The organism is Clostridioides sp. ES-S-0006-03 (assembly GCF_020662275.1).
Taxonomy (GTDB): Bacteria; Bacillota; Clostridia; order Peptostreptococcales; family Peptostreptococcaceae; genus Clostridioides.
The window spans coordinates 74,997-91,311 of the sequence record NZ_JADGMM010000002.1 but is presented as its reverse complement, the minus strand read 5'-3'; the positions used below and the strand labels follow the sequence as shown (position 1 = coordinate 91,311).

Genomic DNA, 16,315 nt, shown 5'->3' with positions numbered 1-16,315 from the left:
TGCTTGTTATTTACTTTTCATGATGATTGCATCCACATCCACAATTTTCATCGTGATGATGATGTTCTTCTTCTGAATCTTTAACTTGTTGTTCCATCTCATTAAACTCTTTTACCATTATATCATAAGTTGGAAGTGCTGCCTCAGTATCATATTCTTCGCCTCTCCAATCAGCATACATCATAGCATCACCATTAGTTAAAACCAATCTACCTGACATAGTTATGTTATCTACTTCTTCTAAAAATTCTATTTGTTTTTGTAAAACTTCCCCTTCTAATTCTACATCTTCATCTAAACACTGCACTATCATTACTGGAGCGTAATAATCCTCATCATCTTTAACATTTACAATAATATCTAAAGTTCCCTCTGCACCTTCTTCAAATTCTGCTAATTCAACATTTGTATCAATCATGTCCTGAGGTACCAATAAATCTTCTATTAAATATTTTATTACTCTGTCTTTTACTAATTCTTTTGACATTTATTTTTTCTCCTTCCGATTCTATAACATTATCATAATCATTTCTATATTATAGTATACTACATTAATTGTTTTTTCAATCTCTTATAAAAATTATTTTTTTATTATTTACCTTATATTACCTTTTTTATTACAAACTTGTAATCGCATTGATTTAAAAAATAGTTTATATTTAGTATAATAGAAATGTAGCACATATTTTTATTCAGTATATTGATAAAAATGTATATTGAAAATGTAATGTATGTTAAATCTAGGAGGATTATTATGAAGTTTAAAAAACAAATTAGCTCTATTATTATATCTACTATGCTTGTGTTTGGAAGTTTAAACCTTGCTTATGCAGATGGAACAAATGTTGTTACACTTGGAGCTAACTTATCAGAATCTCAAAAACAACAAATGCTTAATTATTTTGGAGTTAAAAAAGACCAAGTCTTAGTTTTAGATGTAACAAATGCAGAAGAAAGACAATATTTACAAGGTGTTGCAACAGAGAGCCAACTTGGTAAAGTTACTATTTCTTGCTCTTATGTTGAGCCTACAACAAATGGCAATGGAATTAATGTTAAAACAGCAAATTTAACTTGGGTAACTAGCTCAATGATTGCTTCAACACTTACAACAGCTGGTCTTGAAAATGCAAATGTTATTGCTGCTGCTCCATATCCTGTAAGTGGTACTGGTGCATTGACAGGAATTATGAAAGCATTTGAAGATGCATCAGGAAAAAAACTTGACGAAACAAAAAAGGAAATTGCTTCTGAAGAGTTAGTGGTTACAGGTGATTTAGGAGATGATATAGGTCAAGAAAAAGCAACTGGTGTGATGAATGATATCAAAACAGAAATTGTAAAAAATGGTACAAAGGATACTAATCAAATAGCTAATACGATAAATAATGTTGTAAACAATTACAATATTACTATTACACCAGAACAAAAAGAACAAATTCAAGGTGTAATGAAAAAAATAGCTGACCAAGATTATGATTACAATAGTATGAAAAATACATTGGATAATGTATCAGACAATGTAAATGAACAACTAAAAAAATTAGGTGATAGTGTTAAAGGTTCTGGAATACTAGATACTATAGGTGGATGGTTTAGTGGAATAGGAGATTGGTTCTCTGGTTTATTCTCAGGAGGAGATAAAAAAGATTTGGGAATCTTAAATAACACTAATGATGAGTCTCTTGGCTCAAATGCTGTGATAAACTCTACAGAAGGTGTTCAAATAAATCCACAAGATAATACTAACTCTAATAATACAGATAACTCAGAAGATAGTACTAACTCTAATAATACGGATAACTCAGAAAATAATAGCGAGAATAATGATAACACTCAATCAAGTGAAAATAACACAACTAATAATTCTGAAAATCAATCCAATACTAATGACTCAGTTGGTTTCTTTGAAAAAATAAAGAATTGGCTTTCAGGTTTATTTTAAAAATTAAGTAAATAAAAGAATTGCCTAATATAGAAATTTTCTATAAAAGGCAATTCTTTTTATCTCAAATAAATTCTTATTACTTGCTCATTTTTTGAGATTTTTCTATACATGCACATATAGCTTTTATAACAGAGGCTCTAAAACCTTCCTCTTCAAGGACTTTAACTGCTTCTATAGTAGTCCCTCCAGGTGAGCATACCATATCTTTTAGTTCACCAGGATGTTTTCCTGTTTCAAGTACCATTTTTGCAGAACCCATAACTGCTTGTGCTGCAAATTTATATGCTTGTTGTCTTGGCATTCCTGCAATTACTGCTGCATCTGCAATAGCTTCTATAAACAAAAACACATAGGCTGGTGCAGAACCACTCGCTCCAATCACTGCTTCTATAAGATATTCTGGTACGACTTCAGTGTTTCCAAAAGAACTAAATACTTCTACCACTGCTTCTAAATCTTCATCTTTTATATTTTTATTTATAGATATTGAAGACATAGCCTCATTTACAAGTGCAGGAGTATTAGGCATAGTTCTAACTATTTTTTTATTTTCACCTATAATTGCCTCTATATCTTTTATAGATTTTCCTGCTGCTATTGTAACTATAATCTTACTATCATCTACAAAATCTTTTATCTCTTCTAAAATATCATCATATATGTCTGGCTTAACAGCTACAATTACTATATCAGAATTTCTAGTAACCTCTTTTGAATCTTTTGTAGTATTTATACCAAAATTTGCATGTATTCTATCAAGAGTTCCTTGAGTATATGCTGATGCTGTTACCATATTAGGTTCAACTAATTTTGAATTTACTATACCACCTATCATAGCACTGGCCATATTCCCTGCACCTATAAATCCAATTCTTTTCACTGTAATACTCCTCCTTAAATAAGTAATAACTAAACTTTAAGCTTCTTTAACTGTATCAGAATTTTCAAATGGATTTGGTATACTTACCACTAAAATTCTTACCATCTTATTAGTATAGTTAACCCAATTGTGATTGTTCTTTTCACTATTGTAGTGTATTGTATCACCTGGATACATTTCAATTTGCTCGTCACCCAAAAACACTGTAAGAGTGCCCTCTAAAACATATACAAATTCTTCACCACTATGTACATAGCAACAAATTTCTTCACTACTTTTACTTGGAAGAATTTCAATTAATCTTGGTAACATAGTTTTTTCTTTTAAATTAGATGATAAATGATAATGTATAAATGTTGAATTTTCTACATCAAAAACTTCTTTTTCATAACTTCTTAATACAGGTCTCTTATGCTCCTTTGGTTTCATAAAAAAGTAAGTTAAATCTACATCCAATACATTTGCTATTTTACCTAATGAATCTGTTGCCACACTTGTTAATCCTCTTTCAAGCTGTGACAAAAATCCAATTGATAAGTTTGTTTTCTCACTCATATCTTTCAGTGTCATTTGTTTTTGAGTTCTAAGTTGCTTTATTTTTGCTCCTATGTCCTTATTCAAAACCATCACCCCTAAATAATTTTAATTTTTTCATAATATAAATATAAGAATATAAATATAGGCTATTATATCTATAATATTTCACCTCAAAAAAACTTTATTAGTATAAATATAATTTATTCACTTTCTTTTGTCTACACATTTATCATTATTTATAATTTATTATATATATCTCTCTACCTAATTTAATAAAATTTATTAATCATTTTTCTATTTTTTAATATATCTGATTATAATGACTTTTTTTATATTATAAAACTATATTATAAAACTTAAGTTATTCCTATAATTTACTTTATTATTTATATAGTTCATAATATATAAATCCTATTAGTATAATTTTTATCAGATTACTATCTTTAATTTATGTATATTGCATTATATAGTTTATTTGAATTTAACTATTAAAAATCAAGCTTATTATATTGCTATTTCTACAGATTTTTACATCCTTTACAATAATTATAACATAATTTTACAATTTAATAGTATCTATTCAATGCCTTTTTTTATTTCTACAATATCTTATATTTTACAGTCTAAAACTATACATATTTTTCTAATATTTATACAGATACAGACTTGTTATTTCCTAATTTAACAATCGTTATCAAAATATTTATCATCTTTTTAAATTCCATTTTTAAATTTTCTGTCTAACAATAATTTTCATAATAAACCATATGAAATCACCTTATAACCTCAATCATACGATTTTAAATATATCTCTATTCTAAAGATACTTTCTTTTTTTGTCAAAATTTTTCTATTTTTTATAAATAATTATTTGTTGTAATAAATAATCTGTTTAATATAAAATAAACTAACTTTATATATAAACACGACTATTCTTAATAAAATGCGTCCAAAAGTTAATATTCATTTATTTTATAGTATAATATTATCATACTTATTTTGTTGAAATATATCTTTGTTTGTATAAACAAAACAATTGAAAATAATTATAAAAATCTACTGAAAATACATCTCCTGCTTTATAAATTTATTTATACTAAAATAAAAATTCTATAAAAAATAAGATATATATTTATAAAAAATAATTTTTATAAATATATATCTTATTGATATCAGTACCTATTCTATATAAAAACGCCATAAAAAATCTTTTGCTTCTTCTGCATAGTCTATATTTATACGTTTACTAGTTTTTATATCCAATTTATCTTCACTAAATACTTTTTTTCCTTCATTATCATAATAAAAGTCACTTATATATAATTCTTCACCCATTATACTCTTACTATTTAAGCTTCTATCTATTTTTAAAGCCTTACAAAGTTTTCCTGGTCCATTAGTAATATTTTTTATTTGATACTTACTCAAATTATCATACAGTTTATTATATCTATTTACAGATATCTCATTTAAAGAAGTTATTGGTTCGACACCTCTTATTAACACACACTCTGGTACATTTTCTATATTTGCTGATAGATTTAGACAATTGTACATACCATAAATTAAATAAACATATATATGTCCACCATCTAAATAGAGAGGCTTAGTTCTCTCAGTTCTTTTATCACCATATACATGTGCGCCTTTGTCATTTATACCCATGTATGCCTCTGTCTCTACTATCTTGGTAACAATTGTTTTATTTTCATATTTTCTTATTAAATATTTACCTAATATAGATTTAGCTAAATCAATTCCATTTTTCCTAAAAAAATCCTTTTCCAAAATTCCACCTCATAAAGTTTATTTATAGTCAGTTAAATACAGCTAAAATCATAAGTAAAATTAGTCTGCTTTTAATTGTATATTAATATATAAAATAATGGATTTCAATATTTACTACTTATATATATCAAAAAATTCTATCTCGAATTTTTCAATATTATCGTTGTAATTTGATTTATCATAGACTTCTTCAACTACTTCTTTAATTGGGAATATTATTTTTACCTTTGTTCCTTCTCCTAATTTACTATCTATATAAATTTCTCCATTTTGAATTTCAATTAATGATTTTGCAAGACACAATCCTATTCCACTGCCGAATTCGTTTGATATACCACTATTTTCAATTTGTTTAAATCTATTAAATATGTCGTTTAATTTCTCCTTTTCTATACCTATTCCAGTATCTTTTATAAGTATTTCTACATTTTCACCCTCTTTATATATTCCTACAAGTATTTCTCCACCTTCTAAAGTAAACTTTATAGCATTTGATAATATATTCAATATTATCCTCTCTATAGATTCTGGGTCAAGTCCTACTCTCATGGTTTCTTCATTTGTATCAAAAACTAAGTCTATTCCCTTAGATTTTGCATAACTGCTAATGGATGTAACTATTCTTTCTGTTATATCGATAATATCAAAGTTAACCGCTTTAATCTTATATATTTCTGATTTAACTTGAGAAATATTTATTATATTATCTATTAATCTTAATAATCTAAACATGTTTTGTTTAGTTATTTTTATGTGTTCTCTTAATATATCTTGACAGTCAATTATCTTTCCTTTTTTATAAAGATTCTCGATAAGCTGAACTGAACTATAGATATTATTTAAAGGGGTCTTAAGTTCATGAGATATATTAGCATAGAACTCCATCTTCATCTGGTCATACTGTCTTTGTTTTATTAATGCTTTTTTAAGTCTCTCAGACTCTCTTTGTACACTTAAATCTTTAATTATTCTCACTCTACTTCTCTTCTGCCCAAAGTATAAGGTTCTTGATATCATCTTTACTTCTTTAATATGATTGTTTTCATTTACTATATGAATACTTTTTTCTCTTTCACCTATATTTAAATTGTTTATGTATTTTTTTACTAAGATATTTCTATATTTTTGTGTTGTTACGCCTAGTACATCACTTGATATTCCAAATAATTCTCTAAAAGCTCTATTCGTATAGAGTACTCTTGATGTACTTAAATCTTCAAGAAAAATAGCCTCTGGTATAGCATCTAATAATTTTTCATATATTATTTTTTGTTCATTTACTGTTCTAAGTATATTTATTTCTTTAGTTATATCTCTAAATGTAAGTAACTTAAATAATTTATTATTTGACCAATAATCTCCAACTCTTACTTCTTCAACATGTTCTTCGCCCTCTGAATCAGACATTACAAAATTAATTATACAATTTGCTGTATCATTATAACTTACTATTTCAGCTTTCTTTTCTTTTGTTAGATTTAATCTTTTAAACTCTCTATTATCAAAAAAATCTATGTTAAAGGTTTCAAAATATTTTTCTAATGTCATATTAACTAGCTCTTTTGGTGTACATTTAAAACTCTTTTCATATTTTTTATTTATGCTTATTACTTTATTCTTCTTTATACCACCTTCTGCACTTCTTACAAGTATAGGAGATGGTATATTTAATATTATATTTTCATAATCTTTATTTATAGCCCTTATCTCTTTATCCATTTTTATTTCATTTGTAATATTATTTAAGCTTATTAAATAATTACTTTCTTCTTCATTATTACTTAAACTTAACAAATATATTTTATTATTCAACTCTACTTGTTTATCAATTATACTTATATCCGTATCAAATTTCTTTAGCTTTTCAGCTACATGCTCATCTTCCTTTATAAAATTTAATATGTGATAAAAGTTTTTCATGTCCTTTGAAAATTCATCTTTAAATGCATTATTTGTATAACTTATATTAAAATCATAATCTGTTATTATCCATACATTTGGTATAGTATCAAGTGCTTGTCTTAATAACTCTTTTCTTTCATCTATGTAATTTTTTAATGTTTTCTGTATAGTCATGTCCTTTTCTATTGCTAGATTTATCTTACTTAATTGTTCTGACTTTTTACTTAATTTCTTATTTATTGAATTTAATTCATAATATGGATATACCACTCTATTAATTAGACTGTATACATACACATAGTAAGTATAATTACATAACAATAAATACACTACTCCTATTAATCTATCTGTATCTACTATACTAATTTGACAAGTTGTTATAAAACCTATAATAGTTGCAAATAAAGCAAAGTATGATAAATTTTTTATTAAGCTATAATGTTCAGTTTCACTATTAGTTTTGTTTAATACAAACAATAAATTGAACAAGGACATGGCAACATTAATTGCCATAATAATCATATTCAAATAAAAGTTATTAAAAATACTTCTTAGAAGATAATCTACTATTACAAAAGTACTGTTGAAAATCAACAAATGACTTATTCTCAGTTTTTTTATTTTAGAAATTGTTAAGTATATAAATGTAGATATATTAATTATACTTAAATTGAGTATCATAACTTGGAATTTTTGAATCTCTAATTCTGCTATGCCTAAAATCCCCACAAAAACTAATACAAGGCATCCTAATTTTAGTATGTTTATAAATTCATCTTTTTCAAAACTAGTTATATAAACTATAGAATATCCAAATATCCAAAGTAAAATTATTCTATACATATTTATGGAAACTGTATACAAATTTATATTCAAAAGTGCAATAATTAAAAATAACCCATTAGCCAATATATAGCCCTTATTCTTCCTTAAAGTTCCTTTAGATTCCATATTCTCCACCACTTCTTCATTTTTATATAGTTTTATCTATAAATATGTTACCACAATTCTCCCAAAAAATTTGTCACTTTCTAGTTATAAAAAAAAATGAGTAAAGTTTTTAAAATTTTACTCATTTTATAGATTTTGTATATTTAATTTAAAAAGCTGGAACTATACTTCCTTTATATTCATCTTGTATAAACTTTTTAACTTCTTTACTATTCATAGCCTCTGATAAAGCTTTAATCTTATCGCTATCTTTATTATCTTCTCTACAAGCAATTATATTTACATATGGAGAATCGCTTGATTCTATTACTATTGCATCTTTAGTAGGATTTAAATTCGCTGTTAAAGCATAGTTAGAATTTATTACTGCTCCATCAACATCTTTTAATACTGTTGGTAATTGTTCTGCATTCATTTCTTTTATTTGTATATTTTTAGGATTTTTAGTTATATCTTTTTTAGTTATAAGTTCGCCATCCTTTACTTCTATTAATTTATGCTTTGCTAATAATTTAAGTGCTCTAGCTCCATTAGTCGCATCATTTGGTACAGCTATAACTGCTCCATCTTTTACTTCATCTAATGATTTAACTTTTTCTGAATAGAATCCCATTGGCTCTATATGAACTTTAGATGTATAAGTAAGTTTATATTCCTTTTCCTTCACAGTCTCCTCTAAAAATGGAATATGTTGAAAGAAGTTAGCATCCAAAGAACCTTCATCTAAAGCTGTATTTGGAAGCACATAATCATCAAATATCTTTACTTCTAAATCATATCCTTTTTCTTTTAATAAAGGTTTTGCAACTTCCAATATTTTTGCATGTGGATTTGATGATGCCCCTACTAATATTTTTTTATCCTCTTTGTTTGAACATCCTACTGCTGATATTGCTATTGCTGACACTAATGCTACTGATAATAATTTTTTTAATTTCATTTTTTACTCCCCCTTTAAAAATGTTTTATTGATTAAATTATTTTAGTTTCTTATAAGCTAGATTTCCTAAACCTTGTATTATTTGAACTAGTATTACAAGTGCTATTACTGTATAAACCATTACTGCTGTGTCAAATCTTTGGTATCCGTAAATAAGAGCTATATTACCTAGTCCACCAGCTCCTACTGCACCTGCCATAGCTGTATAGCCAAGTATAGAAATTACTGATAATGTAATTCCAGATACTATTGAAGGCATTGCTTCTTTTATCATAACTTTAAATACTATTTGTTTTTTTGTAGCTCCAAAAGATTTGGCAGCCTCTATTAGTCCCTTATCAACTTCGTTTAATGAACTTTCTATAATCCTAGCGATAAATGGTGCTGCACCAATAGTTATTGGTACTATTGCAGCAGTTTCTCCTATACTTGTTCCAACAATTAATCTTGTTATTGGAATCATTGCAACTATAAGTATCATAAATGGGAAACTTCTAAATATGTTTACTATAAATCCTAGTGCACTATTAATCGTACTATTTGGTTTTAATCCATCTGGTTTTGTCACTACTAATATAATTGCTAGTATAAATCCTAATATTGTTGCCACTACGGTTGGTACTATGACCATATATAAAGTTTGTAGTAATGCATTTGGAAATAGTGTTGTTAAAAAATCAATTAGACTATTCATTTATCATTTCCTCCCATCTTATGTCCTTATCTGTAAGATACTGTTTTACTTTATCTCCACTTTTATCTGAAACATTTATAATAAGTGAACCTAAAATATCTTCTTTAAATTGTTCTAATTTCCCAAATATTATAGATACATCTATGTTTAACTCTCTTGCCATTGTTGTAATAATAGCTTCATTAGAAATGTCTTTAGGGAATAGTATTTTTATATTTGTTCCTTTTGGTAAAATTATACTTTCTTCACCTATTAATTTTCTAAGTCCTTTAGTATTTCTCAAGAAAATTTCTTCTGTATCTCCTATTTCTAATACCTCTCCATTTTCCATTATTGCCACTCTTCCACAAATTTGTTTTATAACTTCCATTTGGTGAGTTACAACTATTATTGTTATTCCTAGGTTTTTGTTTATATCTTCAAGTAATGAAAGAATTGATTTTGTAGTATTTGGGTCTAGTGCTGAAGTTGCTTCATCACAAAGAAGTACTTGTGGGTTTAGTGCTAAAGCCCTAGCAATTGCAACTCTCTGTTTTTGACCACCACTTAAGTTTCTTGGTTTATCATTTTTCTTTTCAGATATACCAACCACTTCTAGTAACTCTAAAACTCTTTTTTTTATTTCTGCCTTTGTATATCCAAAGCACTCTAAAGGTAATGCTACATTATCAAACACTGTTTTTCTTTCAAGTAATGAAAAGTGTTGAAAAATCATACCTAACTCTTTTCTTAAATCCCTCATTTGCTTTTCATTTAATGACTTTACTTCCTTATTAGATACAAGCACACTACCTTCTTGATATTCTTCTAGCCCATTTATACATCTAAGTAGTGTTGATTTTCCAGCACCACTATGACCTATTATTCCAAAAATTTCTCCAGATTCTATCTCAATACTTACATCTTTAAGTACTTGAGTCTTTCCATAATACTTATTAACATTTTTTATGCTAATCATAAAATTTCCTCCCCACATATTCTGCTCAATTTGTATGTTTATTTTTATTTATGTATTTTAAATTTGTATCTAACAAAATAAAAGCCTGAGTATAAACTCAGGCTTAGAAAGCTATTTATACTCATCTATCAACTATATTAGTTGCAGGATTTAGCACCAATGTATATAAAATATACTGGTTGCCGGGTTTCAAAGGGCCAGTCCCTCCACCACTCTTGATAAGACGTTATTTAATTTAATTCGATTATCATTTCTTGCTATGTTATATATAATATATTTATTAATAATATTTGTCAATAAATTTATTTGAAATTTTTATTTTTTATTATTCTGAATTGAAAACAAAGTTCATAAAACCTCATATCAGTTTAGAAAATGGATATCAAGATACTACTCTTTCAATTATTTTGACAAAACTGATACTTGTTCTATCTAATTTCTATTTGGATGTGGATTTCTTCGAGTAGAATGTTAGTGATTTTCCAGCAAAAGTAGAAGCATATAAAGAACTTATTTGCAAAGAACTTGGAGTAAAAAATAAAAACGAACTATTTTAAAATGCGAATTAAATATTTGTGAAAATATTAATCATGCTTCCTGGACTAGGCGATGGATTAACCACAGTCAAAAGAATGGCTATCGCAATGGCTATAGCATATCGCATGTACGCCAAAGACTATAAAGTATATGTTTTTAGCAGAAAAAACCATTTAAAAGAAGGTTATTCTACACGAGATATGGCTAAAGACCAAGCGAAAGCCATGAAAATACTTGGTATCACTAAAGCTAAAGTTTTAGGTATTTCTCAAGGTGGAATGATAGCACAATACCTTGCTATTGATTATCCCGATTTAATTGAGAAACTCGTACTGGCAGTTACGCTATCAAAGCAGAATAAAAACATACAAGAAGTTGTTGGGAATTGGATTACATTGGCAGAGCAAGAAAAATATAAGCATCTAATGATTGACATATCAGAAAATTCTTATTCAGAGAATTATCTAAAAAAATATCGTTTTCTTTACCCCTTGCTTGGGAAAATCGGTAAACCTAAAGATTTTAGACGGTTTCTCATACAAGCATCCTCTTGTATTCAGCATGATGCATATATGGAGTTGAATAATATTATATGTCCCACTTTGATAATTGGGGGCGATAACGATAAGATAGTTGGTGTAACTTCTTCTGTTGAATTAACTGATAAAATTAAGGACAGCGAATTATTTATATATAAAGGTCTTGGACATGCTGCGTATGAGGAAGCAAAAGATTTTAATAATCGTGTTCTAAATTATTTATCGAAATAAAGTAAAGCATTATAAAAATAGAGTAGATACGCTATCCTGTATGTGGCAACAAAACAAGGCTAAAAATTCGATTAGATACTATACCTGAAAATTTCTCGTTTTATATTTTTTTACTGTTTTTATAAGCCATCATTAAATATTGAAATCAAATAGGCGTAAAACGGAATTTTTAAGCAACTAAAACAGAAACACATAAAGCCACACAAACATAGTGTTCGTGTGGCTTTACAGCGCTTTATAAAATAATTTTTATTGTTGATATTGGCAGGTTATTCTACTATTTTTTATTATTTCCTGTTATTCCTAATCTATCATTCATGTCTTTTATCATTTTTCTAAAACCACTACCTATATCATTTCCAACATCTTCTGTTCCATGAACTAGTTTCATAAAGTCATTTTGACCTTTTTTCATATCTTCATCAGATACTTTATCTAATTTCTCTAATCTAGCATCTATATCTTTTACTAATCTTTCACCTTCAGTTATTAATTCATCATTCATTTTCTTTAATTCAGCATCTTCTGTTTTACCATCTTTTTTAAGAGATGTTACAAATGATTGTATTTTGTCTCTACTGTCTTTGTATGCAGCCTTTACATCACTTAAATATTTTTCATTTCCTGGATATTCTTTATCTTTAAATTGATTATTTATACTTTCTGGAGTATCATAAATAGAATATCTATTTAAACCTGCTATATAATCATTATAGCTTGTTGAATAATAATTCATATAACCTTCATTGTTGTTTACTGATTCATTTGGATTTTTTCCTGCATTTTCATTTGGTTTTTCAGTTTTTTTAGTACAAGCAGTCATACCTATAGCTAATACTAACGCTAGTCCTACAAATAAAGTTCTTTTTAATTTCATTTTTATTATCCTCCTAGATGTTTTATATTACAAAAAGTTTTAATAAAGTTCTTTCTCAATTTAGTATTTCTATATTTTTATTTTTTATTTACTAAAATTAAACAATTTATAATTTATTTTTTGGGAAATTATAATAGATAAGTAATTAATAAAAAAAATATAATTTTATTATTGATATTGATTATCATTCATAGTATAATTTAATTAATTGATATTAATTTTCATTTGAAGGAGGTTATCTTTTATGCATTGTTGCAATTCACAATTTTGTTGTAAGAATAAAATTGAATCATCATATATAAAATGGCTTTTAGAAGTTTTAGGTCCAGTTTTTTTAGGCTCTAAACCTGCTGAAATAATAAATATTTCATTTACTGATGTAAATAGAGAGGAAAAAATTAATGATATTTACAAATATCTATATAATTGTAAAAGAATAGATTTTATAGTTATTGATAAAGAAAAAAAAGGATTAAAAATTTTATTTGTAAATAAAACAGCATTGTCAGAAAGATTAAAATGTAAAAAAACAGTAAATTTCTTGAAGTTTTTAGGATACAAACAAAATACTAATGTAAATGCTTATTTAGAGCATCTAGTTGAAAAGCTTAAAACTGATACTTTTCCTGATGAAATAGGTATTTTTTTAGGATATCCCCTTAAAGATGTAATTGGATTTATGGGATATAGTAACTATGAAGTTTCTATGATTAGGTATTGGAAAGTTTATGGTGATCCAAAACAATCAGAAGACACATATTCTAAGTTCTTGCTTCATCGTAAAAAAATGAGAAAATTACTTGACTACATAAGTGTAGATAAAATAGTAAGCTGTTTCTAATTAGATTTTATTCTATAAAATAATTAAAAATAAAAATACATCCTTTTTTATCATGTTATTATCACAATAACTTAAGGATGTATTTTCTATTTTAATATGCTAATTTCTTAATATACTAATTTTGGTTATATAACATATCTTTAATATTTATTTTCTTTTCTTGCATTCCATTAGACATCAAGAATTCTTGTGTATCCTCTAACTCTTTTATGTCCTTATCTGTTATCTTAGAACTAAAATCATACCAAGAATACATTTCCTTTGTTTCATCTAAAGTTAAACCAACTTCTTTTGATACCTCTTCCATTACCTTATCTTTATTCTCATCCATATATTTTAAAGTCTCTTCATGAACTTTCATAAATCTTTTTACTAATTCAGGATATTTTTGAGCAAAATCATCACTTACTGCAGTAACTATTATTCCACTAACTAAACCTTCTCCATTTACTATCATTTTGCTACCTGCATTTATTGTTTTTAAAGCCACTGGCCCTGCAAGCATTGCAACATCTGCACTTTTACTTTCTAATGCAGAGGCAGCACTAGGAATATCCATGTTTACATATTCAACATCATCTATCGTATAACCTTCCTTAGCAAGTGCAGCAATCAATAATTGATGAAGTATAGTCCCTTTTGGACCTACAATTTTCTTACCTTTTAAATCTTTTATAGATTTGATATTTTCATTGTTAGTTATAAGCATATATCCTTTTGGTGATCTACTATAGATATTTGTAACTTTAAGTCCAACTCCATTAGATGCTGCTATTATAGCAGATGTTCCACCTAATGCATGTAAAAAGTCTAATTCTCCAGCAGCTAGTGCCTGAGTTTGTTCTGGGCCTGTTGTTAGTTCATGAAAATTAACTTTTATATTATCCTTTTTAAATTCCTTACCAAATGAATCATCTTTCTTTTCCAGTATACTTGGAACGTTAAGTGGAGACTTCACATAGGTTAAATTTATTTCCTTAGGTAAACTAGTCTCTTTTTTTGTAGGAACATCTTTATTACCCTCTTCTTTGGTTGAACATCCCACAGTCCCAACCAATACCATTACTAAAGATGTCATTACTGCTAAAATTTTTTTGTTTCTTTTAATCACTTAAAACTCCCCCAATTCCCTTAATATTTCTTTTTTTAAGCTTATATAATAGCTTTTAGTTAAATCTCTATTATATTCATCTTCGACACTAAATTGTTTAATCCCTTTATTTTTACTAAAAACAATTATTTTCTTTGCTATTTCCATAGCTTCTTCTATATTATGAGTTACAAATACTACCCCTTTTTTAGTATTTTTATGGATATTTACTACTTCTTTTTGCATTTTTCTTCTTGTAAAATAATCTAATGCTGCAAATGGCTCATCCATCAATAGAATATCTGGATTAAAAGAAAGAGCTCTTGCAATACTTACCCTGTGAGCCATTCCTCCTGATAACTCATTTGGATATGAGTTCTTAAACTTTTCAAGTTTCATCATCTTTAAATATCTATCTAAATCAACTTTATTTCTATTATTTTTTTCAGTATGTAAAAGTATATTTTCACTTACATTTAGCCATGGCATTAGTCTACTTTCTTGAAAAACAACTCCTACTTTTGGGATACACTTTTTATCATTATTAAAAAAATATACATTTCCACTAGTAGTACTTTCAAGACCTGCTAAAATTCTAAGCAAGGTTGTCTTCCCACAGCCACTTTCCCCTAGTATAACCGTTATTTCTTCGCTAGATATACTTAATGATATATCATCAAGCACTAAATGTTCTTTATTATCAACTAAATACTTTTTATGTATATTCTCTAATAAAAATCCATTTCTAACCATTTAAATCAACCTGCTTCCCTTTACTAAATTTTGCTATTGCCATTGAAAATAGATAATCTGAAAGTATACCTAAAAAACCAATAACAAAAATTCCAACCAGTACAATATCAGTTCTTGACATATCCTTACCGTCAGAAATCAAGTATCCTAAACCTGAAGAAGCCGCAATAAGTTCTGCACCAATTATAGCTCTAAAGCTATACCCAAGACCTAAACTAAGTCCAACAACAATATCTAACATAGAATTAGGAATTATTATTTTGCAAAAAATTCTTTTCTTAGATAAATTAAAAGACTTGCCTACTTCAATTAATTTACTGTCACAATTTTTTATCCCTTTTAGTGTATTTAAAAATATTGGAAAAAACGATGCTAAAACTATAATTATAATTTTAGACTCTTCACCTATACCAAACCATAAAATCAGCATAGGTATTAAGGCTAGTGGAGGTGTACTTCTCATAAATTCAAATAGTGGCTTGAAATATTCATACATTTTTTTATTTACACCAAACACGATTCCAAGTGGTATTGCTATCAATGAACTTATTAAAAAACCTATAAATATCCTCTTCACACTAGCATAAACATTTAAAAAAATAGAACCATCATTTATCATTTTTATAAAAGTTTCCAAAACTCTTTCAGGCGGAGGCAAAATATAGCTACTCCATATACCTAAAACACATACAATTTTCCATAAAACTAAGATTAGTAAGAAAATGTAATATCCTTTAAACTTTCTATGAATTCTCTCCAGCATCTAATACTCCTTTTTAATATACCTACCCCTGCTACCCTTTTTATTCTTTAAATATATTTTAAGCTACAATTAAAATTCACTATAAA

The 16,315-nt window shown here is 26.9% G+C and carries 16 protein-coding genes and 1 riboswitch; of the genes, 4 read left to right on the top strand and 12 right to left on the bottom strand.

Annotated features, from left to right (window positions below; translation table 11 throughout):
- Nucleotides 1-10 precede the first annotated feature (10 nt).
- Nucleotides 11-487 (bottom strand): type I restriction enzyme HsdR N-terminal domain-containing protein, encoded by a 477-nt coding sequence (locus IR151_RS02545; RefSeq protein ID WP_227432867.1) that lies wholly within the window; start codon nucleotides 485-487, stop codon nucleotides 11-13.
- 267 nt (nucleotides 488-754) lie between these two features.
- Here IR151_RS02545 and IR151_RS02540 point away from each other — a divergent pair, with 267 nt between their 5' ends.
- Nucleotides 755-1,945 (top strand): DUF1002 domain-containing protein, encoded by a 1,191-nt coding sequence (locus tag IR151_RS02540; protein ID WP_227432866.1) that lies wholly within the window; start codon nucleotides 755-757, stop codon nucleotides 1,943-1,945.
- Nucleotides 1,946-2,024: 79 nt separating this feature from the next.
- Here IR151_RS02540 and proC read toward each other — a convergent pair whose 3' ends face one another.
- From proC to IR151_RS02505, 7 genes are all read right to left on the bottom strand, one after another.
- Nucleotides 2,025-2,828 carry a pyrroline-5-carboxylate reductase gene (gene proC / locus IR151_RS02535; protein ID WP_227432864.1) on the bottom strand — a complete coding sequence of 268 codons (804 nt, stop codon included), beginning with the start codon at nucleotides 2,826-2,828 and terminating at the stop codon, nucleotides 2,025-2,027.
- A gap of 36 nt (nucleotides 2,829-2,864) precedes the next feature.
- Nucleotides 2,865-3,455, bottom strand: coding sequence for a helix-turn-helix domain-containing protein (locus tag IR151_RS02530; protein WP_413840640.1), 591 nt, complete (start codon nucleotides 3,453-3,455; stop codon nucleotides 2,865-2,867).
- A gap of 1,089 nt (nucleotides 3,456-4,544) precedes the next feature.
- The gene (locus IR151_RS02525) at nucleotides 4,545-5,153 is read right to left on the bottom strand and encodes a DNA-3-methyladenine glycosylase (RefSeq protein ID WP_227432862.1); all 609 of its coding nucleotides are present in this window, start codon (nucleotides 5,151-5,153) and stop codon (nucleotides 4,545-4,547) included.
- Between the two features lie 114 nt (nucleotides 5,154-5,267).
- The gene (locus IR151_RS02520) at nucleotides 5,268-8,006 is read right to left on the bottom strand and encodes a PAS domain-containing sensor histidine kinase (protein WP_227432861.1); all 2,739 of its coding nucleotides are present in this window, start codon (nucleotides 8,004-8,006) and stop codon (nucleotides 5,268-5,270) included.
- Nucleotides 8,007-8,154: 148 nt separating this feature from the next.
- Nucleotides 8,155-8,946 (bottom strand): MetQ/NlpA family ABC transporter substrate-binding protein, encoded by a 792-nt coding sequence (locus IR151_RS02515; RefSeq protein WP_227432859.1) that lies wholly within the window; start codon nucleotides 8,944-8,946, stop codon nucleotides 8,155-8,157.
- A gap of 37 nt (nucleotides 8,947-8,983) precedes the next feature.
- Nucleotides 8,984-9,640, bottom strand: coding sequence for a methionine ABC transporter permease (locus IR151_RS02510; RefSeq protein WP_227432857.1), 657 nt, complete (start codon nucleotides 9,638-9,640; stop codon nucleotides 8,984-8,986).
- The gene (locus IR151_RS02505; RefSeq protein WP_227432855.1) at nucleotides 9,633-10,598 is read right to left on the bottom strand and encodes a methionine ABC transporter ATP-binding protein; all 966 of its coding nucleotides are present in this window, start codon (nucleotides 10,596-10,598) and stop codon (nucleotides 9,633-9,635) included. Before IR151_RS02505 ends, IR151_RS02510 begins: the two co-directional genes overlap by 8 nt.
- A 118-nt stretch (nucleotides 10,599-10,716) precedes the next feature.
- Nucleotides 10,717-10,823, bottom strand: a riboswitch (SAM riboswitch).
- Nucleotides 10,824-11,173: 350 nt separating this feature from the next.
- Between IR151_RS02505 and IR151_RS02500 the strand changes: the two genes are divergently transcribed.
- Both IR151_RS02500 and IR151_RS20335 read left to right on the top strand, forming a co-directional pair.
- Nucleotides 11,174-11,905 carry an alpha/beta fold hydrolase gene (locus IR151_RS02500; RefSeq protein WP_227432854.1) on the top strand — a complete coding sequence of 244 codons (732 nt, stop codon included), beginning with the start codon at nucleotides 11,174-11,176 and terminating at the stop codon, nucleotides 11,903-11,905.
- A 26-nt stretch (nucleotides 11,906-11,931) separates the two neighbouring features.
- The gene (locus IR151_RS20335; RefSeq protein ID WP_227433305.1) at nucleotides 11,932-12,030 is read left to right on the top strand and encodes a cysteine-rich KTR domain-containing protein; all 99 of its coding nucleotides are present in this window, start codon (nucleotides 11,932-11,934) and stop codon (nucleotides 12,028-12,030) included.
- 152 nt (nucleotides 12,031-12,182) lie between these two features.
- Here IR151_RS20335 and IR151_RS02490 read toward each other — a convergent pair whose 3' ends face one another.
- Entirely contained in the window at nucleotides 12,183-12,782 is a 600-nt protein-coding gene (locus tag IR151_RS02490) for a hypothetical protein (RefSeq protein ID WP_227432853.1), read from the bottom strand.
- Between the two features lie 244 nt (nucleotides 12,783-13,026).
- Here IR151_RS02490 and IR151_RS02485 point away from each other — a divergent pair, with 244 nt between their 5' ends.
- Nucleotides 13,027-13,623, top strand: a complete 597-nt coding sequence (locus IR151_RS02485) for a DUF3793 family protein (RefSeq protein ID WP_227432851.1) — start codon at nucleotides 13,027-13,029, stop codon at nucleotides 13,621-13,623.
- 115 nt (nucleotides 13,624-13,738) lie between these two features.
- Here IR151_RS02485 and IR151_RS02480 read toward each other — a convergent pair whose 3' ends face one another.
- From IR151_RS02480 to IR151_RS02470, 3 genes are read right to left on the bottom strand one after another with little or no spacing between them, the layout of a single operon-like run.
- Entirely contained in the window at nucleotides 13,739-14,701 is a 963-nt protein-coding gene (locus tag IR151_RS02480) for an NrtA/SsuA/CpmA family ABC transporter substrate-binding protein (protein ID WP_255619376.1), read from the bottom strand.
- Between the two features lie 33 nt (nucleotides 14,702-14,734).
- Nucleotides 14,735-15,466 carry an ABC transporter ATP-binding protein gene (locus tag IR151_RS02475; RefSeq protein WP_227432849.1) on the bottom strand — a complete coding sequence of 244 codons (732 nt, stop codon included), beginning with the start codon at nucleotides 15,464-15,466 and terminating at the stop codon, nucleotides 14,735-14,737.
- On the bottom strand, nucleotides 15,459-16,229 hold the full coding sequence (locus tag IR151_RS02470; protein WP_227432848.1) for an ABC transporter permease: 771 nt from the start codon (nucleotides 16,227-16,229) through the stop codon (nucleotides 15,459-15,461). The genes IR151_RS02475 and IR151_RS02470 overlap by 8 nt, the downstream gene beginning before the upstream one ends.
- Nucleotides 16,230-16,315: the final 86 nt, after the last annotated feature.